The sequence below is a fragment of the Streptomyces sp. NPDC042371 genome (assembly GCF_056437465.1).
In genome coordinates this window covers 335592-357755 of the sequence record NZ_JBWKAP010000002.1, presented here as the reverse complement: position 1 = coordinate 357755, position 22164 = coordinate 335592, and the positions used below count along the sequence as shown (strand labels likewise).

Genomic DNA, 22164 nt, shown 5'->3' with positions numbered 1-22164 from the left:
GGACGTGAGAGGTACGTGGCGGTTGCTGATGGTGCGTCATGACGCCTCCGTGGCAGTCGCGTTACGTCCGGTCCTGACCCTTGTGGGATTCCTATGGATCAGCCAATCTTTCGTCCCGACGGAGTCAAGGACCGGCATGTCGCATTGACACACCATTGACATGCCCCTGCCGCGTGACTCCGCGAGTGTGGGCACCACGGCACCATTCCCCCACCGACGCACCACCTATTGAGGAGGACCCCTCAGATGGCAGTGATGCGTAACAACCGCCGAAGACTGGCCGGGCTCAGCGCGACAGCGGTCGCGGCCCTCGCCCTCGGCGTCGTCTCCGCCCTCCCGGCGAACGCCCAGCCGGACCGGGCGGAAGGCACGATCGAGAACGCCGGTGTCCCCGGCACGATCAAGAACAGCTACATCGTGAGCCTCGACGAGAACGCTCCGAAGGCCCGTTCCGCCGCGGGCAGGGCCCTCGCCAAGGAGTACGGCGCCAAGATCGAGCGGACCTACGACAAGGCTCTCAACGGCTACGCGGTCGAGCTCTCCGAGGCCGAGGCGAAGAAGTTCGCCGCCGACCCCGCGGTCGACGCGGTCGTCCAGAACCGGACGTTCACCGCCACCGCGACCCAGAACAACCCGCCGTCCTGGGGCCTGGACCGCATCGACCAGAAGAACCTGCCGCTGGACCAGAAGTACACCTACCCGGACTCGGCGGGTGAGGGCGTCACCGCGTACATCATCGACACCGGCGTCCGCATCAGCCACACCGACTTCGGCGGCCGCGCCTCCTACGGCTACGACGCCATCGACAACGACAACACCGCCCAGGACGGCCACGGCCACGGCACGCACGTCGCGGGCACCGTCGCGGGCACCCTGCACGGGGTCGCCAAGAAGGCCAAGATCGTCGGCGTCCGCGTCCTGAACAACCAGGGCTCGGGCACCACGGCGCAGGTCGTCGCGGGCATCGACTGGGTGACCAAGAACGCGGTCAAGCCCGCCGTGGCCAACATGTCGCTCGGCGGCGGCGCCGACAGCGCGCTCGACACGGCCGTCCGCAACTCCATCGCAGCGGGCATCACCTACGCGGTGGCGGCGGGCAACGAGTCCACGGACGCCTCGACCAAGTCGCCCGCGCGCGTGGCGGAAGCCATCACCGTCGGTGCCACGACCAACACCGACGCCAGGGCGAGCTACTCGAACTACGGCAGCATCCTCGACATCTTCGCCCCGGGCTCCTCGATCACCTCGTCGTGGAACACCAACGACACGGCGACCAACACCATTTCCGGTACGTCGATGGCCTCCCCGCACGTCGCGGGCGCGGCCGCGATCTACCTGGGCCAGAACCCCACGTCGACCCCGGCGCAGGTCTCCGCGGGCCTGGTCAGCGCCGCCTCGTCGGGCGTCGTCGGCAGCCCCGGCTCCGGCTCGCCCAACCGTCTCCTGAACGTCACCGGCGGCACGACCAACCCGCCCGGCAAGTCGTTCAGCAACACCGACGACTTCGCGATCAACGACAACGCCACGGCCGAGTCGCCGATCAACGTCACCGGCGTCGAGGGCAACGCGCCCGCCTCCCTGTCCGTCCCCGTCGTCATCCAGCACACCTACATCGGCGACCTCCAGGTCCAGCTGGTCGCCCCCGACGGCACCGCCTACACCCTCAAGGGCTACGGAACCGGCGGCAGCTCGGACAACATCAACACCACGTACACCGTGAACGCCTCTTCGGAGACGGCCAACGGCACGTGGAAGCTGCGGGTCAGCGACAACGCGGCGCAGGACACCGGGAAGATCGACTCGTGGGGGCTGCAGTTCTGAGTCCCTGAGTACGCGCGTATGTGAGTGCGTGCGTATGTGAGTACGTGCGTCAGTGATCCTCGTCCTCGCGGTACGGCTCCGGGTCGGTGACCCAGCCCGCCGCGAGGACGAGGCGTGTTCCGCGGTCCAGGGCGAGGAAGCCGAAGGGGCGGTCCACCGTGACCGCGAGCTCGGTCGTGGCGTACGAGGGCAGCCCCATCCAGTCCATGGCGACCGCCGTGACCGCACCGGCCCGGAAGCCCGCTGCACCGAACGTCGCGGTCGCCGTCTGCCGGGCCGACTCCACCGCGAGGGGCCGGTCGGAGATGCCGGGGAACGAGCCGGGGCGCGGGGCGCTCGCCGCTTCCAGGCCGAAGATTCCGGGCGGTGCCTTCAGGTCGTGCTCCGCGTCGAGGGTGAACGCCACGGTGTCCAGCGAGACGTGCGGCGGCTCGTCGGGGGCGTCGGCGAGGGTCTCGCGCAGGACCGCGCCGGGCCCGGCCGGACCCGGCGCCAGCTCGCTGCCCGATGTCGTGGGGACGTCGCCCGTGAGCATGCCGAGGCCCGTCGGCAGGACCTCGCCGGGGCCCATATGAGCCTCACCGAGCAGCAGGTGCACGTCCACGTCCGCGGTGCCGCGCAATGTCACCGCGGTGACGCGACCGGCGGGGCAGCGGCCTATCCGTACGGCGTCCAGGCCGGGGTCCGACCGCCGGAGCCCCGCGATCCGCAGGCCCCGCCACGGGCCGGTGGCGGGCTCCAGCAGGTGCTGCTCGAAGGGCGTCTCCCAGTCCGCACGCAGCGCGAGCGCGCTCGCGAGGACCATCTCGGTGTCCTGCGTGAGCCCCACCGGCATCCGCTCGATCTGCCCACCCGTCCGCTCCGCCGCCCACGCGTCGAGCGTCGCCGCGTCCGTCGTCAGGTCTCCGGTCAGCACGCCCAGCGCGTCCACCGGCACCCCGTCACGCCACGCGTCCCGCAGGGTCAGGGTGCGCCCGGTCCACAGGCCAAGGGCCGCGTCCATGCCCCGTACGCCGTGCAGCGCGGCCAGCAACTCCCGTGCGGCCGCCGCCGCTCCGTCGGCCCGGAGCCCGACCGCGTTCGCGAGCTCCGTGCGGGCCGCCCCGTCCGCGCCGTCCGCGAGGAACGCGAGGAGCGGCCAGACGCCGGGTACCGAGAACACGGTGCCGCGGTCGGCGGCCGCCGTCGCCGCCCATCGCGAGGTCAGGCCGTTGACGGCCTGGATGGCTGCCCCTAGGGCTGTCCGAGTTGTCGAACTTTGCCGCCGCATTACCTTTTCGCCCCCGCCGCGATTACGATGCGCCAAGCTCTGCGCACCGCCCACCAGAAATCCAGGAGCACGCTACCCGTGGACATACCGCCGCCGCCCGGCCCTCCGTACGCGCCCCCTCCCGGGCAGCCGGGGCAGCCGGGTCAGCCGGGGCAGCCGGACCAGTCCTGGCCGCCGTACGGGCACAGCCCCTACCAGCAGTGGCCCGGCCCGTACTCCCCCTACTCCCGGCCGCCGGTGAACGGCTTCGCGATCGCCTCCCTGGTCCTCGGCATCCTGTGCTTCCTGCCCGCCGTCGGCCTGATCCTCGGCCTGGTCGCACTCGCGCAGATCAAGAAGAAGGGCGAGCGCGGCAAGGGCCTCGCGATCGCGGGCAGCATCATCTCCGTGGTCGGCGTCCTGCTGCTCGTCCTCGCCGTCGCCACGGGCGGCGCCCGTGACTTCGCCGAGGGTTTCCGGGACGCGGCCCGCGAGTCCCGGCAGAACGCCGGTGCCTTCCCGATCGACAAGGGCGGCTGCTTCGACGCGCCCGACGGGAAGATCGACTCCATGAAGTACGCCTCCGAGGTCGACGAGCTCCCGTGCTCCCAGGGACACGACGGCGAGGTCTACGCGTCGTTCCGCGTGAACCACACCGGCTACCCGGGCGACGGCGACATGCGCGAACTCGCCGAGACCAGGTGCACCGACCTCCAGTTCGAGTACGTCATGGACAGCTGGGCGGACTTCGGCGACGCCGAGCTCTACTACTTCACGCCCGACCGCAGGACCTGGGGCCGGGGCGACCGTCACGTCACGTGCATCTTCGGCGCCTCGGACCCGAAGCGGCAGCTCGAAGGGTCCCTGCGCAGCGACGCGACGACGCTCGACGCGGACCAGCTCGCCTATGTGAAGGCGGACCGGCCCTTCGACCAGGCGTATCTGCAGGAGGCGCCCGCGGAGGAGCGGATCGAGGACGACCTCGAAGGGCACAAGAAGTGGGCCGCCGGTGTCGACAAGGGCCTCGGCGAACAGGCGCGGCGGCTGCGCGCGCACGTCTGGCCCGCGGCGACGCAGAAGCACGTCGACAAACTCGTGGCCCAGATCGGGAAGAGCCGCAAGGAGTGGGCGAAGGCGGCCGGGGCCTCCGACGCCGACAGCTTCACCGAGCACTACGTGGCGGGCCTTCAGGGACTCGGCGACAAGGAGGCCGCGGCGGCCCGCAAGTCGCTGGACCTGTCGACGATTTCGCCGCGTGACGCGACTCCTGAGGACGGGCCGGAGTCGGGCCTCGACGAGGAGCACGGGGAGGGCGGCGAGACCGAGGAGGCGTGATCCGGCTCCGGAACGCCCGCCCGGTGGCGCCCAGGGGCACGTGCCGTCAGGGGGCGGGCATCCTGAGGAGTTTTTGTCCGCTTCTGTGATAGTTCTTCGGTGTGACGTCCGTCGTGCCGCCGCCCGCCGTGGCCCGGGCCCTGCTCCTGACCACCGGCCTCCTGAACGCGGCGCTCGCCGTCCTCGTCGCCGCCCCGCTGCCCCGCGTCCCGCTCCTGGTGCTCGTCGCCGCCGCGATCACCTCCTGGGGTCTTGTGCTGCTGCCGCCGGGGCTGCTCGGCCTCGCGGGCGCCGCGCTCGCGGGCAGGCGTCACCCCTGGTGCGCGGGGCTCGCCGCGCTCGCCTCCTTCGCGGCCCTCGTCTACGGAGTGATGCCGTACGCCGCCGCGTACGGCACCGCGCGGCAGCAGGGTCAACAGCTCGCACCCGCGCAGTACTTCGACGGTGTCAACTACGCCAAGGTGCCCGACCGCGCCCGGACCCTCACCTACGCGCGCGTGGGCCGCGGTCACGGGGCGCACCGCGGCAGGGGGCAGAAGCTGCGGCTCGACCTGTGGGCGCTGCCCAAGCGGGCCGAGGTGCGGCGCCCGGCCGTGGTGTGGGTGCACGGCGGCGGCTGGAACAAGGGGCACCGCAGTCAGACCCCCCGATGGAACCGGTGGTTCAACGCGCGCGGGTGGTCGGTCTTCGACATCGACTACCGCCTCGCGCCCCGCGCCACCCAGCTCGACCAGATCGGCGACGTGAAGTGCGCCGTCGGCTGGGTGCGGCGGCACGCGCGCGTGTACGGCATCGACCCCGACCGCCTTCTCCTGGCGGGCAGTTCGGCGGGCGGCAACCTCGCCCTCGCCGCGGCCTACACGGAGGGCGACGGCAGGGTCCCGGCGTCCTGTGCGGCACGGGACAGTTCGGTCTCGGGCGTTCTCTCGCTCTACGGGCCCACCGATATGCGGCGTCTGATCGCGGGCACCGCGCTGCGCCGCGACCCCATGATCCCGGTCCTGATGGGCGGTTCGGCCGCCACCGCTCCCGCCCGCTACCGCCTCGGCTCGCCCGTGCGGCTCGTCCGGGGCGACGTACCGCCGACGCTGCTGCTGCACGGGAGCGCGGACCGCGCGGTGCCGGTGGCGCAGGCGCGCGAGCTGGCGCGGCGCCTCAAGGGGGCCGGTGCACCGGCGACGTATGTCGAACTGCCGTGGGCCGATCATTGTTTCGACGTGAACTGGGGAGGCTGGGGCAGTCAGATCGCGCGCGCCGCGACCGAACGTTTCCTCAACGCCCTGGACCGTTCGCTATATCCGGGGAAAGCCCCTGCGTAAAGACCTGCGCCAGGAGAAATCATCACTTCGGGTGATTCCTTGGCCTTGGGTTGCACCCAACAACCCACGGTTGCCAGGCTGTTGCTGTCTGTCAACCTGATGGGAGTGGCCAGTGACTTTCGGTGAACAGCCGGCGTATCTGCGGGTTGCGGGTGATCTCCGCAAGAAGATCGCCGACGGTTCGCTGCCGCCGCACACCCGCCTCCCCTCGCAAGCCAGAATCCGCGAGGAGTACGGGGTGTCGGACACGGTCGCCCTGGAGGCGCGCAAGGTCCTGATGGCCGAGGGTCTGGTCGAAGGGCGCTCCGGATCGGGCACCTATGTGCGCGAGCGCCCCGTCCCGCGCAAGATCGCCCGCACCGGCTACCGCGCGGTGAACGGCGGCTCGACCCCGTTCCGCCAGGAGCAGGCCGCGGACGGCGTGCGCGGCACCTGGGAGTCCCGCAGCGAGCAGATCGAGGCGAACGCGGCGGTGGCCGAGCGCCTCGGCATCCGCGTGGGCGACCGCGTGATGTGCACCAAGTACGTCTTCCGGGACGCCGGGGAGGCCATGATGATCTCCACGTCCTGGGAGCCCCTGGCCGTCACCGGGCGCACTCCCGTGATGCTCCCCGAGGAGGGCCCGCTCGGCGGCTGTGGAGTGGTGGACCGGATGGCGGCCATCGACGTGATCGTGGACAACGTCGCGGAGGAGGTCGGCGCCCGCCCCGGCCTGGCCGAGGAGCTCTCGGCGCTCGGCGGTGTCCCCGGCCATGTGGTCATCGTCGTCCACCGGACGTATTTCGCGTCGGGCCGCCCCGTAGAGGCGGCCGACATCGTGGTGCCCGCCGACCGCTATCGGATCGCGTACCACCTGCCTGTGCGGTAACTCCGGGATTCACCCTCTCAGGGATTCGCCCTTGCCCGCTCCTGACCGATTGTGTGCAGGGGCGGGTTTCGGCTCTCTCCTCACGGCCCGTGAGCCCCTCGCAATGCGGGCGTCGCCCGGGCCGTGGCCGATAGCGGTCCTGTCGCGTACCTCTTTGTGCAAACTCGTATCCGCTGAGTAAAGGTCGGGCGTAGGCTCGGGCATATGCGGATTGCGGTTTCCTTACAGATCGAGGCGTGGGGCGCGCCGGGGGTGGCGAACGGAGGGGCGCGATGAATGACGGGACAGTTCTGCTGCCCTGGTTCGTCATACGGCAGGACGACAACGGCAACCGCTATCGCGTGGGCAGGTACGCGACGAAGGCCGAAGCCCAGAAGATCGCGGACAGCCTCGACGACCGCGGGCACAAGCAGCTCTACTCGATCGAGAGGCTGAGCCAGAACGGCAGCGGACGCTAGACCCTTCCGACGGTCCCCCCTGCCCCTCCTGGCGGTCCGCCCTGTCCCTCCATGGGGCCGTGCCGCCCCTTAGGCTCCGTCGCATGAACGAACGCATCGTGGTGGGCGCCGCCCTGTACGACGGCGGGCGCCTGCTCGCCGCGCGGCGCAGCGCGCCCCCGGAGCTCGCGGGCGGCTGGGAGCTGCCCGGCGGCAAGGTCGAGCCCGGTGAGCGGAGCGAGGACGCGCTGGTGCGCGAGCTCCGCGAGGAACTGGGCGTCGAGGCCGAACTGACCGGCCGGGTGCCGGGGGAATGGCCGCTCCCCAAGGGGTACGTCCTGCGGGTCTGGACGGCCCGTCTGGTGTCGGGCGAGCCCCGGCCCCTGGAGGACCACGACGAGTTGCGGTGGCTCACGCCGGACCTGGTCTGGTCCGTGGACTGGCTGGCCGCCGACGTGCCCGCCGTCGAGGCGGCGCTCGGCCTTCCGCACGCCGCGCACTGATCCCGCCTACGCCGTTCGTGCCACAGTGCGCCCTGATACGCGGTAAACCGGCCTGGATATCGGGTATGTGCCCATTAACCCCATGAAACCGGACAGGTTGCCGGGCGGTTGCCGGGCAGGTTCAGCTACTGGTCTGGAAGTGATCGGCGTGATCGACACCGAAGGCGACTGCGCCGAGTGGGCCTTTCCCGCGGACCCCGGCGCCGTCCGCACCGCCCGCACGGTTGTCCGCAAGCAGCTCGCCGACTGGGGTCTAGAGGCCCTCGGTGACGTCACCGTGTTGCTCGTGAGCGAGCTGGTGACCAACTCCCTGCGCCATGCCTCCGGGCCCATCGGCGTACGTCTCGTACGCCCCGTGGACCCCAACGGCACCCTCCTCGTAGAGGTATCCGATCCGCTCCCGGACCCGCCCCTGGAGCGCACCGCCGCACTCGACGACGAGGGCGGGCGAGGCCTCCAGCTGGTGTCCCGCTCCTCACGGCGCTGGGGTACGCGTCCGGGTCGTACGGGCAGGACGGGGAAGACGGTGTGGTTCGAGCTGGCGTTGCCGGGTTAGAAGACTGGCAGTGTGCGAGAAGCGTCCCGCACAAGGTCGGCACGGGCCAAAAAGCGTCGAGTCCGTGCTGTGATCGTGAACGCCGTGTGGCGCGGCACCGTAGTGCTGGATACTGCGGTCAGCCGTATGCGGTGACCGGTGCCGGACGCGGTGAGCTGGAGGGGACGGTTCGCGTGAGCGAGATACCAGCGAAGGCGACGGAGTTCGACGGACCGTCGGGCGACGCGATGGCCCCCGGGGCCGCGGACGGCGCGACGGGCGACGGTGCCCGTGGCGACGGGCCGGCCGAGGACGTGCCGGTCGGCGGCGTGCCGCTCGACGAGACGTGGCAGAGCAACCCACCCGGTTCGATATACGACTACATCAAGGTCGCCTCGTTCTCGATCGGTGCGGACGGCCTGGTCGATCAGTGGAGCATGCGCGCCGAGCGGCTGTTCGGCGTGGCCGCGCGGGACGCGGTCGGCAAGGACCCCATCGAGGCCTTCGTGCCGCCCGAGCTGCGCGCGGGCGGCCACCGCAAGATGGCGGAGATCCTCGACGGGCGCGAGTGGACGGGCGTGGTGCCCTTCCGGATGCCGGACGACTCCGGGGCGCCGGGCGGGCTCGGGGGCGGTGCGGGTCCCGGCGGGCCCGGCGACCTCGGGGAGCGCCGTGAGCGGGGCACGGGCGGCCTGGAAGGCATCGCCGAGGTGTACGTGATGCCGACCGTGACCGAGGAGGGCGAGCGGGCCGCGGTCTGCATCGTCGTCGACGTCCGGGTGCTCCGGCAGATCGAGACGGACCTCGCCGCTTCACAGGCAATTTTCGGCCAATCTCCGTTCGGCTTCCTTCTGTTCGGTACGGACCTGAAGGTGCAGCGTGCCAACCGCCGATTCGCCGACGTCTTCGGCGGAGGCATCGCGGACCAGCGGGGCCGGACCTGCCACGACTATCTGCCGCGGCACGAGGCCGACCGCATGGCCGCCGCCCTGAAGCGGGTGCTGGAAACCGGCGATTCCGTGACGGACATGCAGATAGTGGGACCTGCGCCCGGCAGCAACGACCGCAGGCACTGGTCGATCAACCTCTACCGCGTGCACAGCGGTTCGGGCCGCCCCATCGGCGTCGCCGGTCTCGGCACCGACGTCACCCGTCGGCACGCCGCCGCCCGCGAGGCCGCCCACGCCCGGCGCAATCTTGCTCTCCTGAACGAGGCAGGGGCCCGCATCGGCAACTCCCTCGACCTGGAGACCACCGCCAGGGAGCTGCTCGACGTCGCCGTGCCGGGCTTCTGCGACCTCGCCTCCGTAGACCTCTACCAAGGCCTCCTCGACGGCGACGAGACGCCGCCCGGGCTCGCCGACGGCAGCGCGGAACTGCGCCGCGTGGCCTTCGCGAGCGCCGTCGCCGACGCCCCGTTCCCGGACGGCAGCGCGCCCATAGACGTGGGTGCCGTCCACCGGTTCGCGTTCACGTCGCCCTGCGCCGACGCCCTGCGTGCCGCCCGGCCCCGCCTGATCACGGCGGACGACGACGAGTCGGCGAGCCGCCTCACCGGCGGCCTCGTCCAGTCGACGCTGGCCGTGCCGATGGTCGCCCACGACACCGTGGTCGGCCTCGCCCAGTTCTCCCGTACGAAGGGCAGCGAACCCTTCGGCGAGCGCGACCGGGCACTGGCCGTCGAGCTGGCCGCGCGCGCCGCCGTCTGCATGGACAACGCCCGCCTCTACCGCCGCGAGCACGAGCGCGCGTTGATACTGCAACGCTCCCTGCTGCCGCCCGGCGACCCCGAGGCGTCCGGCCTCGACATCGCCTGCCGCTATCTGCCGGGCAACGCCGCGACGGAGGTCGGCGGCGACTGGTTCGACGTCATCGAACTGCCCGGCCACCGCACCGCCCTGGTCGTCGGCGACGTCATGGGCCGCGGCCTGCGCGCCGCCGTCGCCATGGGGGAGCTGCGCACCGCCGTGCGCACCCTGGCGCTCCTCGACCTGGAGCCCGCCGAGGTGCTCTCCGCCCTCGACGAGATCGCCCGGGGCCTCGGCAACCCCGCGGGGCCCCAGCAGGCCACCCGGGGGGCACGCAAGGCGGCGGGCGCGGACCTCAGCGAGGTCTACCTCGCCACCTGTGTGTATGCGGTGTACGACTCCGTCACGCGCCGCTGCACCTTCGCCAACGCGGGCCATCTCCCGCCCGTCCTCGTCGAGCCCGGTGAATCCGCGCTCATGCTCGACGTGCCACCAGGCATGCCCCTCGGCGTCGGAGGCGAGCCCTTCGAAGACGTCGAGGTCGACCTTCCCGAGGGCGCCCTGCTCGCGCTCTACACCGACGGCCTCGTCGAATCCCGCGACCACCCGCTGGACGAGGGCCTGAACGCCTTCGTGCGCGCCCTGAACGACGCCCCACCGGCCCTGGAGGACGCCTGCGACCACGTCCTGAGCTCCCTGGACACCCACCACGGAGAGGACGACATCGCCCTCCTGATGGCCCGCGTCGAAGGGCTACCGGCCGACCACGTCGGCGACTGGACGCTGCCGCGCGACCTTAAGTCGGTCGGGCGCGCCCGTGAGCTCGCCTGCGACCAACTGCGCGCATGGGACCTGGAGCGGCTGTGCGACACGGCGGAACTGCTGGTCAGCGAGCTCGTCACCAACGCCCTGCGGTACGGCGAAGGCGACATCAGGCTGCGCCTCCTGCTCGACCGCACGCTGGTGTGCGAGGTGTGGGACGCGAGCTTCGTCCAGCCGCGCCGCCGCCGCGCACGGGACACCGACGAGGGCGGGCGGGGCCTCCAGCTGGTCGGCCTGCTCAGCGCCGCGTGGGGCGCGCGCAGGACACCGCGCGGCAAGACGGTGTGGTTCGAGATGGCGCTGCCGGACGGGGGCACGGAGCCGATGGACGCGGCGGAGGCGCTGCTCAGTCTGTTCTGACGCCGGGTCCCGGGGGAGGTTCCGGCACCAGGCTCCCGGGGCCTATGTGGTCGCTTTGATGGCGGCGAGGCGGGCGGTGATCTCCGCCTCGTCGCCCAGCGCGTCCAGCTCCTCGAACTGCGCGTCGAGCGAGGACGCGGCCAGCTCCTGCTTGCCGAGCGCCCGCGCCTCCTCGCGCCGCACCTTCTCCTCGAAGCGGCTCAACTCGCTGGTCGGGTCCAGTACGTCGATGTTCTGGGCCGCGTCCATCATCTGGTTCTGCGCCTGTGCGGTCTTCGCGCGGGCCACCAACTGATCACGCCGCGACTCCAGTTCGGTCAGCTTCGTCTTCATCCGGTCGAGCCCGGACCTCAGCTTGTCCACGACCTCTGTCTGCGAGGCGATCGTCGGCTCGGCGTCCTTCGCCTCCTTCTCGGACCGCAGCTGCCGTCCGAGCGCCACCTTGGCGAGCCCGTCGAACTTGTCGGCCTCCGTGGCGCTGCCGCCCGCGCGCAGCTCGTCCGCCTTCCTGCTCGCCGCCAGCGCCTTGCCGCCCCACTCGACGGCCGCGTCCCGGTCCTCCTTCAGGTCCTGCTCCAGCATCCGCAGGTTCCCGATGGTGGTCGCGACCGCCTCCTCGGCCTCCCTGATGTTGTTCGAGTAGTCACGGATCAGCTGGTCGAGCATCTTCTGCGGGTCCTCGGCCTGGTCGAGGAGCGCGTTGAGGTTCGCCTTGGCGAGCTGGGTGACACGGCCGAGGATGGTCTGCTTCGTCATGGCCTTGGTCTCCTTGTACGAGGGTTCCTGCGCCGGGGGACGGACGGGGGACGGACGGAGGCTGGTCGTCTTCAGGGGTGCGTCAGAACCTGCCGCCTCCGCCCCTGCGCCCCCGCGTGCCGCCACCGCCGAAGCTGCCGGGCCCGCCGCCCCCGAAACTGCCCCCTCCGTAGCCACCGCCCCCGCCGAAACCGCCTCCTCCGTAGCCACCGCCTCCGCGACCGCCCCCTCCGAAGAGCTCGCCGAGGATGATGCCGCCGAGAACGGCGCCGCCCATGCCGCCACCCCGGCCACCACCTCCGCCGAGGCCTCCATGGGGGTTGCCGTACCCCCGTACGTCCCGCTCGGCGAACTCCTGCGCCTGCCGGGCCAGCGCGTCCGCCTGCTGCGCCGCGGCGAGGGCCGCGGTGGCGTCGCCGTCCTCGGCCGCCTCCGCCTGCGCCAGGTGGCGCTGGGCCTCGGCCAGGCGGGTCCGCGCCTCGCTGCCGACGGCGCCGCGGTGCGTGGTGACGAAGTCCGCGGCCGCCCCGACGGCGCTGCGCGCGGTGAGCAGCGCCTGGGAGAGCAGGGTCCTGGCGCGCCGGTCGGTGACCTCGCGCTCGCGGGCACCCGTGAGGGCCTCGTCGAGCGCGGCGTCGGCCTCCTCGACGCGGCGCAGGGCGTCCAGCGGGTCGTAGGGCCCCGCGGACGTCCGCCCGCGCACCTCGGCGACGACCGACTCCGCGCGGGCCACACGGCCCCTCAGGTCCGCCGTGGAGACCGCTTCGGAGGTGCCCGCGAGGAGCCCGCGCGCGTCGGCGAGATCCGCCTCGGAATCGGCGAGCGCTCCGGGCAGCCTCTCGGCGGCCAGCGCGAGCTCGTCGGCCAGGCGGTCCACGGCGTCCACGAACGTCCCTGCCTGGTCGACGGCGCCCTCGGCGGCGCGCAGGTGGACGGCCGCCTTGCCGCTGTCGCCCGCGTCGACGCTCTGCCGGGCCTGATTGAGGTGGGTGGTGGCGAACACCAGGCGGTCCTTGGCCTGCTCGACGTGGCCGAGCACCGCGGCGGATGCCGTCGGCGCGTACTTCTCGCGGAGGCCGGTCAGGGTCTCCTCCGCGGCGCCGGTACGCCCCGCGACCTGCCGGAACACCGTCTCCGCGTGCTCCAGGGCCTGCGGGGCGCTCTTCTCCAGGGCGCGCAGCTGGTCGAATCCGGCGGTCTCGGCGTCCAGGCGGCGGCCCGCCTCCGTGCAGCGCGCCACGATCTCGTCCAGCATGCGGCGCCTGGTGGGATCGTCCTCGGGGAAGGCGTCGTCGAGCTCCTGGCGCAGCCGGAACGCCGCCGTCAGCTCCGCCTGCGCGTACGCGAGCGCGTCGGCGAAGGGCCTGACCGCGTCCTCGCCGAACTGCGCCGTGGCGAAGCCGAGCTCTTCGGTGCTGGTGCGGACCGCGTCATCGGTGTCCACGAGGAGCAGCCGGGCCTTCTTGTCGAGCTCGGGCAGCGGGGTGGCGTCCTTGCCCGCCCCCTGCCCCCAGCCGCCACCCGGGGTCGTGCGGGTGGTGGCGCGCTTCTTGCGCCGCTTGTACGCGACCGTGGCGGCGACACCGGCCGCGCACGCCGCCGCCACGGGCAGGACCAGATCGCCCGTGACGGAGTCGTCGGCACCGGAGCCTTCGGCCCGGGGGTCGGCCGTGCCCGGCGTGACCGACGGGGCGGGCACGGGACGCCCGGCGAGCACCGCGCGGTAGCCGTCCGCCGCGCCGATCGCGGCCCCTGCCCAGTCGTTCTCGCGCAGGGCGGGCCCGATCGCCGTGGTCGCCACGTCCTGGAGCCGGGCATCGGTGAGCCGCGAACCCTCATCCACGGAGTAGGCGAACTGGCGGTCGTGCGTGGCGACGGCGAGCAGCACGTCGTCGAGCCCGAGGCCGTTGCGGTCGGCTGTGGCGTCCGCCCAGCTCTGGGCGGAACGGCCGGAGAAGTCGCGTACGTAGACGACGAAGAGCTGCACGCGCTGGTCGTCGTAAAGCCGGTCGAGGGCCCGCTCGGCGGCGTCGGCGCGGTCGTCGAGCGCATCCACCTTGTCGGTGATCTGGCCCGAGCGGGAGAGCGTGACCGGGTCGTCGGCGGCCGCGGGGGAGGAGCTCAGCAGCGGGAACCAGGCGAGCAGCACGGCCACCGCGGCCGCTGCTGCCCGCGCGGCTATCGGCGAGGGCGGCGTCACATTGGGGAGCGTATGACCGCTTTCGGGGCGCCGCGACCCGGGGCGGGGGCATGCTCCGGAGGCACCGGGAACCGCCCCGAAGGAGTCGTACGGGGGCCGACCGCTGTCAGGTGCGGCCGACCCCCGAGCTGTGGAAGCGGTGCGGAACCGCCGGGGCTCGCGGAACCGGTGGAGCTAGGCGTTCACGCGCGGCAGTTCACGAGTGCGTCCGAGCCCGCCCAGCCAGTGGGCGGAGGGCTTGGGGGTGCGGGTGAACGTCTCGCGGTCCCAGCCGATGAGCCCGAAAGCGGGCAGGTAGGAGCCCCACTCGTAGTTGTCCAGGGCGCTCCAGGCCAGGTAGCCGCCGATGTTGAGGCCGTCCTCCAGGCAGTCGGCGACCTCGTGCAGCGCGCCCTTGTAGTAGTCGATGCGGCGCTCGTCGCGGTCGGTGGCTATGCCGTTCTCGGTGACGATCAGGGGGATGCCCGCGTCGGCGAGCACCGCCGCGGTGTGCCGCAGCGCGTGCCCGACCGCCGCCGGGTAGTACTCCCACTGGGTCAGCGTGCGTTCGGCGTCCTCGGGCGCGGGGACCGGGCCCTCGGGGCCGATCTTGGTGCGGGTGTAGGACTGGACGCCGATCCAGTCGTCGCCGCGGGCGGCCTCGATGAAGACGTCCTCGCGCGGGTGGCGGTAGGCGGCGGTCACGTCCTCGGCGCCGGGCAGCGCCTGGTAGACCTGGTTGGCGATGGTCCAGCCGACCCGGATCGCGGGGTCGATCGCCCTGACCTCCTTGACGGCGGCGTGGTGCGCGGCGATCACGGCCTGCGTGGTCTCCTCGTCCGGCGTCGGCAGACCGGCGGGCGGGAATCCGATGTCTCCCCGCTTGGCCTGCCCCGCCATGACGGCGATCATGTTCGGCTCGTTGATGGTGCAGACGTACGGCACACCGTCCCCGATGACCGGCGCACAGGCGGCGACGTAGCGCGCGAAGAGCTCCACGGCGCCCTCGGAGGTCCACCCGCCCCGCGCCTCGAACCACTGCGGCACGGTGAAGTGGTGCAGGGTCACCATCGGCTGCAGGCCCCGCTCGATCGCGCCCTCGACCATCCGCCGGTAGTGCGCGAGCTCGGCCCGGGAGAACTGCCCCTCGATGGGCTCGATGCGGGCCCACTCGATGCTGAAGCGGTAGTCCGTGAAGCCGAGCCGGGCCAGCAGGTCCATGTCCTCGGACCAGCGGTGGTAGCTGTCGCAGGCGTCCAGGCTGGGCTCCTGGATGTGGGTGCCCGCGGTGTGCTCCTTCACCCACCAGTCGCTGTTGATGTTGTTGCCCTCGATCTGGTGGGCGGCGGTGGAGGCCCCCCACAGAAAGCCTTCGGGGAACGGGATCGGGGTGTGCGTCATCGCAGATTGTCTTTCTCTTGCGCGGTGGGGGAGCGACCGGTCGGGCTACTTCATGCCGGACGTGGCGATGCCCTGGGTGAAGTACCGCTGCAGCACGGCAAAGACGAGCAGCACCGGAAGGACGATCAGGAAGGCCCCGGCCATCAGCATCCCGTTGGAGCCGGACGACTTGTTGGGGTCGGTCGCGAAGGTGGCCAGCGCGACGGGAAGGGTGTATTTGTCGGGATCGTTGGTTGCGATCAAGGGCCACACGAAGTTGTTCCAGGACCCGAGGAACGTGAAGATCGAAAGCGTCGCGAGGGCGGGCTTCACCAGCGGCATCACGATCCGCCAGAAGATGTACCACTCACTGGCGCCGTCCATCCGCGCCGCTTCGAGCAGCTCGTCCGGGATCGACTGCATGAACTGCCGCATGAGGAAGACCCCGAAGGCCCCGGCGGCGAACGGCAGCACGAGCGCGGCATAGGAGTCGATCAGCTGCAACTTGCTCATCAGCACGAACAGCGGCAGCAGCATCAGGTTGCCGGGCACCATCAGCGCACCGAGCACCAGACCGAAGATCTTGTTCCGTCCGACGAAGCTCAGCTTGGCCAGGGCATAGCCGAGCATCGAGCAGAAGACGAGATTCGCGACGGTGACCAGTACGGCCACGATCACCGAATTCATGAAGTAGAGCGGCAGATCGAGCTTGTCGAGCAGTCGGTGGAAACTGTCGAGCGTCCACTCGGAGGGAATCCATACCGGCGGGCTTGCGGTCAGATCCGTCGAGGTCTTGAAGGCGGAGAGCGCCATCCAGAGGAACGGGGCGGCCATGACGAAAAGCCCGAAGGAAAGCAGCACATAGACGAGCGGCTTCTTCACCGCCACGGACTTGGCGCTCATTTGGTGTTGTCCTTCAGCAGTCGGAGCTGGAGCACCGTGATGGCCATGATCACCACGAAGAGGACGTACGCCATGGCGCTGGCATAGCCCATGTGGAAGAAGTTGAAGCCCTCGCGGTACATGTTGAGCGACACGGTGAGCGTGGAGTCGGAAGGGCCGCCCTGCGTCATGACGAACGGCTCCTCGAAGACATTGAGATAGCCGATCGTGGTGATCACCGTGGTGTACAGCAGCGTGGGCCTCAGCAGCGGGACGGTGATGCGGCGGAACTCCTGCCACCCTCCGGCCCCGTCGAGCCTGGCCGCCTCCCGCACCTCCGTCGGGATGGCCTGCAGACCGGCGATGAAGAGCACCATCACGGTGCCGAGATTGCGCCACACCGCCATCGCGATGAGGGAGGGCATGGCGAGCGCCTCGCTGCCCAGGAAGTCGGGTGCGGTGAGGCCGAGTTCGGAACAGAGTCCGGCGATCAGCCCGTCGCTCGGATCGAGCACGAAACGCCATACGACGGCCACGGCGACGATGGAGGTGACGACCGGCGCATAGAACCCCACGCGGAAGAAGGTCCGGGCCCGGTCGATCCCGTTGTTGAGGAGCACGGCCACGCCGAGCCCGAGACAGATGGTGAGTGGGACGCCGACCACCACGAAGTACCCGGTGTTGAAGAGGGATTTCAGGAACTTCTCGTCGCCGAAGAGCTGCGAGTAGTTCTCGAATCCGATGAAGTTCGCTTCCCAGGGCCGGGTGACGTTGCGCAGCCCGAAGTCGGTGAAGCTCATCGCCAGCGTGGCGACGATGGGGAACGCCATGAAGACGGCGAACAGCACGAGGAAGGGGGTGGAGAAGAGCCACCCGGCAAGGTTCTGCACGCCCAGGGATCCCCGCCTGCGCCGCCCGGCGGACGGCGGCGCCCCATCGGTCTTTCCGGTGGTGGGTTCTCCGGTGGCGGCCTTTTCGGCAGTGGTGCTCATGGTGGCGGCCTACTTCACGAGGTTCTCGACCTCGGACTGCGCCTTGTCGGCGGCGTCCTCGGCGGAGGCCTTGCCCTGGGTCACCGACTCGATGGCCGCGTCGACCTTGGAGGTCACTTCGGTCCACTTGGCCAGCGCGGGCGAGGTCTTGGCGGTCTCCATCTGCTTCTTGAAGACCTGCAGGTCGGGGTTCTCGGCGAGTTCGCCGCTCTCCCACGCCTTGGTGTTGGCGGGCAGATCGCTGGTCCGCTCGTACCAGTCGGACTGTCCCTCGGAGTCCGTCAGGTACTGGATGAACTTCTTGGCGGCGGCCTTGTGCGGGCTGTCCTTGGAGATCACCAGGCTGGACCCGCCCGCCATCGAGGTCGACGTCTTGTCGGTGGGTACGGGAGCGACGCCCCACTTGCCCTTCAGGTCCGGGTACTGGTCCTTGATGAGCGTGGTGATCCAGGGGCCGGAGAAGAACATCGGCACGTCACCGGTGTTGAAGTCCTTCAGCGGGTCGTAGCCGGGCTGGGCGCTCTTGGTGCTGAGCCCGTCCTTCACGTACGAGCCGTACTCCTTGAAGGCCTTCACCGCCGCCGGGCTGTCGATGACCGCCTTGCCGTCCTTGTCGACGATCTCGCCGCCCGCCGAGTACAGGAACGGGTAGAAGGACTGCACCGTGTCGAGCCCGCGCGGCTGCAGGTAGATGCCCCACTTGCTGCCCGCCTTCTCCTTCAGGGCGGAGGCCATGGCGCGCAGCCCCTTCCAGTCGGCCGGGGGCTTGCTGACACCGGCCTTCTCGGCGAGGTCGGTGCGGTAGTAGAGGACGCGGGTGTCCACGTACCAGGGCACGCCGTAGGCGGTGCCTTCCACCTCGCCCTGCTGCCACCCGGCCGGGAAGAAGTCCTTCTTGTCGAAGGTCTTCGTGTCGACCGGTTCCAGGACGCCGAGCTCGGCGAACTCGCCCATGTAACTGCCGCCCATCTGCGCCACGTCGGGCAGCTTGCCCGCGGCGGCGGCCGAGACCAGCTTCTGGTGGGCGACGTCCCAGCCGACGGGGGTGACCTCGACGGTGACGTGCGGGTTCGCCTTCTTGTACGCCTCGGCGACCTCCGCGAGCTTCTCGCCCTCGGCGCCCATGGCCCAGACGGTGAGGGTCTGCTTCTTGTCGGCGGCGACCTCGTCACCGGCGGAGCTGCCGCATGCGGTGACGGCGAACGCCGTCGCGAGTGCGATGGCGGCCGAGGCGGTTCTGGCGGCGCGGTGCATGGACGGCTCCTCCTTGAGCTCCCGGGTCCGGGGCCTCGCGGCGCCGGATGTATGCGCTGTCTGTAAGCGCATACATCACTCTGTTGCAGGCCCCCGGACGACCGCAAGAGGGTCTTGGTCACACTCGCGTAACGGGGGCGACATGGGGCGTGCGCGGGGATGCCGGGTCCTTTGCCCGACATGAGCAAACTAAGCGGAATATTTGCATCCTGAAAGTGAATGTGGCGGCCGCCTCATGGTCGGCAGACCAGTTGCCGGGGGGTGGCATGGGAGGGCGAGCGGCTCTCTTCGGCCGAGGGGGGAGGGGCTCTCTTCGGTCGAAGGGGGGTGGAGCTCTCTTCGGTCGAAGGGTGAGGGGCTCCGCTTGGTGGGGTGGCGCTGGTTAGGGTCGCGGCATGTCCGCGTTCACGCACGGTTTCGGGTTCGACCCGTCGCACGGCCACTCCCTCGACGACCTCCTCGCGGTCCCCGCGCCGCCCGCCCCGGCCGGTTTCGCCGACTTCTGGCGGGCCAGGTACGAGGCCGCCCGTGCGACCGCGACCGCTCCCGTCGTCGGCCCCCTGGAAGAGGAGCGCGACGGGGTACGGGTGCACGGCGTCACGTACACCTCGGTGGGCGGGGTACGGCTCGGGGGCTGGCTGGTCCTGCCCGCGGAAGGCTCGCCCGGCGGCGTGGAGCACGGCTTCGTCGTGGGCCACGGTTACGGGGGCCGCCACGAACCCGGCCCCGATGTCCCGCTCCCGCTGCCCCGCTCCGCCGCGCTCCTGCCCTGCGTGCGCGGCATGGAGATCCGCGGCCGCCACCCCGGCATCCCCGCGGAGGCCGACGCCCACGTCCTGCACGGCATCGGGTCCCGCGACACCTACGTGCTCGCCGAGTGCGTGGCCGACCTCTGGTGCGCTGCGTCGGCGCTGCTCGAACTGGTGCCGGAGCTGAACGGCGGCCCCGGGACGCGGCCCCGCCTCGGCTACCTGGGCGAGAGCTTCGGCGGCGGCCTCGGCGCCCTCGCCCTCCCCTGGGACGACCGCTTCGCCGCGGCCCAGCTGACGGTCCCCACCTTCGGCAACCACCCCCTGCGCCTGACGCTTCCGTGCACCGGCAGCGGGGAGTCGGTGCGCGCGTACCACCGGCAGCACCCCGAAGTCACCGACGTGCTGCGCTACTTCGACGCGGCGACGGCGGCGACGCACCTGCGCGTGCCGACCCTCACCGCGCCCGCGCTCTTCGATCCCGCGGTCCCGCCGCCGGGCCAGTTCGCGGTGCACAACGCCCTGGCGGGCCCGCTCGAACTCCACGTACTGCAGGCGGGGCACTTCGAGCACGCGGGGACGCCCGCGGAGACGGAGGCCCTGCGGAAGGCGCGCGAGGCGTTCTTCGGGGCGACGCTCACTCGCTGACGGAGGCGGGCCCTTTTACCGGTCGCCGTGCGCGGGGGCTCCCGGGGCTCCGGTGCAGCCGCAACTGGCCCGCCGCACCGCGCTCAGCGTCGATGCTCACTCGCTGACGGAGGCGGGCCCTTTTACCGGTCGCTGTGCGCGGGGGCTCCCGGGGCTCCGGTGCAGCCGCAACTGGCCCGCCGCACCGCGCTCAGCGTCGATGCTCACTCGATGGCGGAGGCGGGCCCTTTTACCGGTCGCTGTGCGCGGGGGCTCCCGGGGCTCCGGGGCAGCCGCAACTGGCTCGTCGCACCGCGCTCGCCGTCGATGCTCACTCGATGGCGGAAGCGGGCTCCGAGCTGTCGCCGTGCGCGGGGGCTCCCGGGGCTCCGGGGCAGCCGCAACTGGCTCGTCGCACCACGCTCACCGGCAGCATCAGGTCGACCGGCTCCCGGTCCCGCTCCTCGCCGAGCCGCCGCACGAGCAGTTCGACCGCCTCCTTGCCCAGCTGCCGCATCGGCTGCCGCACGGTGGTCAGCGCGGGCCGCACCAGGCGCCCGAGCGGAATCCCGTCGAACCCGGTGACGGCCACGTCCTGCGGCACCCGCACCCCGCGCCGCTCCAGTGCGTGGAGCGCCCCGATGGCCATCTGGTCGTTGGCGAAGAGCATGGCCTGGAGCGGCGCCGACGCGCTGCCGTCGGGTCCGGCCCGGTCGAGCAACGCGTCGGCGGCCCGCGCCCCCTCCGCCTGCGTCATCATCTCGGCCCGCAGATCGGGCTCGTCGCGCGCGGGAAGCCCGGCCGCCCGGCACGCCTCCTGATACCCGCGGAACCGCGCCTGCGCGTCCGGCGCGCGCTCCTCGCCGCCGACGAAGACGAGCCGCCGCAGCCCGTGGTCCTCGATCAGATGCCGGGTCAGCTCGCGCTGGCCGTCCTCGTTGGCGACCTCGATGTGGTCGAGGTGGTCCAGATGATCGGACTCGCGGGGCCCGGCGAGCATGACGACGGGCAGCCGCCGCGAGATGACGTCGAGGTCCTCCGTCGGCACCGTCCTCGCGAGCACGGCGAACCCGTCGACGCGCCCGGCGACCTTCGCGACCAGGCTCTCCGGGCCGCCCTTGAGCGAGGCGGCGATCAGCAGGGCGTACCCGTGCCGACGCGCGGCCCGCTCCATGCCGCGGATGATCTGGTCGGAGTAGAGCATGAAGGCGTGGTCGTCGTCGGTGTCGGCGGCCTCGGTCTCGGTGTCCGGGTCCGAGTAGTCGGGGAAGCAGAGCCCGAGCACTCCGGTGGAGCGGCTGGCGAGCCCGCGGGCGTTTCCGCTGGGCACGTAGCCGAGCTCGCGGGCCGCGGTGAGGACCCGCTCACGGGTCTTCTCGCGGACCGAGTCCGGGTTGCGGTACACGCGCGACACCGTCGCGATGGAGACGCCCGACCGCTCGGCGACGTCGTACACCGTGGGAGTTGTGCTCACCCGACCGCCTGATTCTCTGGACCTTTGAAAGCGCATTCACACTAGGCGCGTACGGTGACCGTGAGCAAGGCCGGGTCCCTCCGCTGAGGCGGCCCGAACGGGGAGGGGCGCAGGTGGGCGGGGTCTGGACAGGTGTGAGAGCGCGCGTGCTCGCGCTCCGGGACGCGCCGAACCGGCGGGCGGTGTTCGGCGCGTACTTCAGGGAGTACGGCCACCGCTTCGAGCTGTGTCCTGTCCTGACCGAGGAGCAGGTCGACGCGGTGGAGCGGCGGCGCGGGGTGACGTTCCCTGCGGAGTACCGCAGCTTCCTCAAGGAGGTCGGGGCCGGGGGCGCGGGCCCGGACTACGGCGTGTTCACCGTCAAGCCGCCCGAGCCCGAGCCGGTGTCCGAGCCTGAGTCCGAGTCCGAGTCGGCGTCCGCCCCCGCAACGGCCACCACCCCGCCCGACCGCCCCCTCCCGTTCCGCCCCGAGCGCACGGCCGAGTGGGAGGAGCACCAGGCGGCGGAGCCCCGGCGGGCGGCCTACGGTGACTCGGACGAGGACGGGGAGCGGTTCCGCGCCGCCTACGCAGCCTGGGACAAGCGCGACGACGAGCTCCTCGACGCACTGACCGAAGGCGCGCTCTACGTGAGTGAACAGGGCTGCGCCTACTACACGTTGCTGGCCCTGACCGGCCCCGAACGCGGCACGATGTGGCAGGACGTCCGCGCGGTGGGGGAGGGCGTGATCCCGTTCGAGTTCTACGGCAGCACGGACCGGGTCACCTTCGCCGAGTGGTACCTCCACTGGCTGACCCGCGCGGAACGGCTGGCGTGGCAGGAGCCCGAGCACCGCACGGGCAGCTAGCGCCCGCGGGGGAGCGGGCCCGGTCC

General features: G+C 71.5%; 18 protein-coding genes. 10 read left to right on the top strand and 8 right to left on the bottom strand.

The window, feature by feature from the left end; genetic code table 11:
* Nucleotides 1–246 precede the first annotated feature (246 nt).
* Nucleotides 247–1821: a S8 family peptidase gene (locus AC068B_RS07270; RefSeq protein WP_478669612.1), complete on the top strand. Its 1575-nt coding sequence runs from the start codon at nucleotides 247–249 to the stop codon at nucleotides 1819–1821.
* A 49-nt stretch (nucleotides 1822–1870) separates the two neighbouring features.
* Here the strand turns inward: AC068B_RS07270 and AC068B_RS07265 are convergent, their stop codons facing one another.
* Entirely contained in the window at nucleotides 1871–3091 is a 1221-nt protein-coding gene (locus tag AC068B_RS07265; RefSeq protein ID WP_478669611.1) for a serpin family protein, read from the bottom strand.
* A gap of 78 nt (nucleotides 3092–3169) precedes the next feature.
* Between AC068B_RS07265 and AC068B_RS07260 the strand changes: the two genes are divergently transcribed.
* From AC068B_RS07260 to AC068B_RS07230, 7 genes are all read left to right on the top strand, one after another.
* Nucleotides 3170–4405 carry a DUF4190 domain-containing protein gene (locus AC068B_RS07260; protein WP_478669609.1) on the top strand — a complete coding sequence of 412 codons (1236 nt, stop codon included), beginning with the start codon at nucleotides 3170–3172 and terminating at the stop codon, nucleotides 4403–4405.
* A gap of 101 nt (nucleotides 4406–4506) precedes the next feature.
* Entirely contained in the window at nucleotides 4507–5724 is a 1218-nt protein-coding gene (locus AC068B_RS07255) for an alpha/beta hydrolase fold domain-containing protein (protein ID WP_478669608.1), read from the top strand.
* A gap of 112 nt (nucleotides 5725–5836) precedes the next feature.
* Nucleotides 5837–6592 carry a GntR family transcriptional regulator gene (locus AC068B_RS07250; protein ID WP_478669607.1) on the top strand — a complete coding sequence of 252 codons (756 nt, stop codon included), beginning with the start codon at nucleotides 5837–5839 and terminating at the stop codon, nucleotides 6590–6592.
* Between the two features lie 272 nt (nucleotides 6593–6864).
* A complete protein-coding gene (locus tag AC068B_RS07245) occupies nucleotides 6865–7050 on the top strand; it encodes an SPOR domain-containing protein (protein ID WP_478669605.1) in 186 nt (61 codons plus the stop codon).
* An 83-nt stretch (nucleotides 7051–7133) separates the two neighbouring features.
* Entirely contained in the window at nucleotides 7134–7532 is a 399-nt protein-coding gene (locus tag AC068B_RS07240; protein ID WP_468556607.1) for a (deoxy)nucleoside triphosphate pyrophosphohydrolase, read from the top strand.
* A gap of 139 nt (nucleotides 7533–7671) precedes the next feature.
* Nucleotides 7672–8088, top strand: coding sequence for an ATP-binding protein (locus AC068B_RS07235; protein WP_478669604.1), 417 nt, complete (start codon nucleotides 7672–7674; stop codon nucleotides 8086–8088).
* Nucleotides 8089–8261: 173 nt separating this feature from the next.
* Nucleotides 8262–10997 (top strand): SpoIIE family protein phosphatase, encoded by a 2736-nt coding sequence (locus tag AC068B_RS07230; protein WP_478669603.1) that lies wholly within the window; start codon nucleotides 8262–8264, stop codon nucleotides 10995–10997.
* Between the two features lie 42 nt (nucleotides 10998–11039).
* On the opposite strand, the gene AC068B_RS07225 is transcribed toward AC068B_RS07230, so the two are convergent.
* From AC068B_RS07225 to AC068B_RS07200, 6 genes are all read right to left on the bottom strand, one after another.
* A complete protein-coding gene (locus AC068B_RS07225; RefSeq protein ID WP_478669601.1) occupies nucleotides 11040–11753 on the bottom strand; it encodes a PspA/IM30 family protein in 714 nt (237 codons plus the stop codon).
* Between the two features lie 82 nt (nucleotides 11754–11835).
* Nucleotides 11836–13953 (bottom strand): TPM domain-containing protein, encoded by a 2118-nt coding sequence (locus AC068B_RS07220; RefSeq protein ID WP_478669600.1) that lies wholly within the window; start codon nucleotides 13951–13953, stop codon nucleotides 11836–11838.
* A gap of 174 nt (nucleotides 13954–14127) precedes the next feature.
* Entirely contained in the window at nucleotides 14128–15333 is a 1206-nt protein-coding gene (locus tag AC068B_RS07215; protein WP_478669599.1) for a glycoside hydrolase family 1 protein, read from the bottom strand.
* 45 nt (nucleotides 15334–15378) lie between these two features.
* Nucleotides 15379–16215, bottom strand: a complete 837-nt coding sequence (locus tag AC068B_RS07210; RefSeq protein WP_356250433.1) for a carbohydrate ABC transporter permease — start codon at nucleotides 16213–16215, stop codon at nucleotides 15379–15381.
* Nucleotides 16212–17186 carry a carbohydrate ABC transporter permease gene (locus AC068B_RS07205; RefSeq protein ID WP_478669597.1) on the bottom strand — a complete coding sequence of 325 codons (975 nt, stop codon included), beginning with the start codon at nucleotides 17184–17186 and terminating at the stop codon, nucleotides 16212–16214. Before AC068B_RS07205 ends, AC068B_RS07210 begins: the two co-directional genes overlap by 4 nt.
* A gap of 9 nt (nucleotides 17187–17195) precedes the next feature.
* Nucleotides 17196–18440 carry a sugar ABC transporter substrate-binding protein gene (locus tag AC068B_RS07200; RefSeq protein WP_478669596.1) on the bottom strand — a complete coding sequence of 415 codons (1245 nt, stop codon included), beginning with the start codon at nucleotides 18438–18440 and terminating at the stop codon, nucleotides 17196–17198.
* 395 nt (nucleotides 18441–18835) lie between these two features.
* On the opposite strand from AC068B_RS07200, the gene AC068B_RS07195 reads away from it, so the two are divergent.
* Entirely contained in the window at nucleotides 18836–19837 is a 1002-nt protein-coding gene (locus AC068B_RS07195) for an acetylxylan esterase (protein ID WP_478669594.1), read from the top strand.
* Nucleotides 19838–20147: 310 nt separating this feature from the next.
* On the opposite strand, the gene AC068B_RS07190 is transcribed toward AC068B_RS07195, so the two are convergent.
* The gene (locus AC068B_RS07190; RefSeq protein WP_478669593.1) at nucleotides 20148–21326 is read right to left on the bottom strand and encodes a LacI family DNA-binding transcriptional regulator; all 1179 of its coding nucleotides are present in this window, start codon (nucleotides 21324–21326) and stop codon (nucleotides 20148–20150) included.
* Between the two features lie 110 nt (nucleotides 21327–21436).
* Between AC068B_RS07190 and AC068B_RS07185 the strand changes: the two genes are divergently transcribed.
* Nucleotides 21437–22138 (top strand): SMI1/KNR4 family protein, encoded by a 702-nt coding sequence (locus tag AC068B_RS07185; RefSeq protein ID WP_478669591.1) that lies wholly within the window; start codon nucleotides 21437–21439, stop codon nucleotides 22136–22138.
* Nucleotides 22139–22164 lie beyond the last annotated feature (26 nt).

What these genes read in the sequence shown, in the direction of transcription:
- AC068B_RS07270 (WP_478669612.1), top strand. Translation starts at nt 247, where the DNA reads ATGGCAGTGATGCGTAACAACCGCCGAAGACTGGCCGGGCTCAGCGCG.
- AC068B_RS07190 (WP_478669593.1), bottom strand. Translation starts at nt 21,326, where the DNA reads ATGCGCTTTCAAAGGTCCAGAGAATCAGGCGGTCGGGTGAGCACAACT.
- AC068B_RS07225 (WP_478669601.1), bottom strand. Translation starts at nt 11,753, where the DNA reads ATGACGAAGCAGACCATCCTCGGCCGTGTCACCCAGCTCGCCAAGGCG.
- AC068B_RS07195 (WP_478669594.1), top strand. Translation starts at nt 18,836, where the DNA reads ATGTCCGCGTTCACGCACGGTTTCGGGTTCGACCCGTCGCACGGCCAC.
- AC068B_RS07240 (WP_468556607.1), top strand. Translation starts at nt 7,134, where the DNA reads ATGAACGAACGCATCGTGGTGGGCGCCGCCCTGTACGACGGCGGGCGC.
- AC068B_RS07215 (WP_478669599.1), bottom strand. Translation starts at nt 15,333, where the DNA reads ATGACGCACACCCCGATCCCGTTCCCCGAAGGCTTTCTGTGGGGGGCC.
- AC068B_RS07265 (WP_478669611.1), bottom strand. Translation starts at nt 3,091, where the DNA reads ATGCGGCGGCAAAGTTCGACAACTCGGACAGCCCTAGGGGCAGCCATC.
- AC068B_RS07205 (WP_478669597.1), bottom strand. Translation starts at nt 17,186, where the DNA reads ATGAGCACCACTGCCGAAAAGGCCGCCACCGGAGAACCCACCACCGGA.
- AC068B_RS07210 (WP_356250433.1), bottom strand. Translation starts at nt 16,215, where the DNA reads ATGAGCGCCAAGTCCGTGGCGGTGAAGAAGCCGCTCGTCTATGTGCTG.
- AC068B_RS07200 (WP_478669596.1), bottom strand. Translation starts at nt 18,440, where the DNA reads ATGCACCGCGCCGCCAGAACCGCCTCGGCCGCCATCGCACTCGCGACG.
- AC068B_RS07245 (WP_478669605.1), top strand. Translation starts at nt 6,865, where the DNA reads ATGAATGACGGGACAGTTCTGCTGCCCTGGTTCGTCATACGGCAGGAC.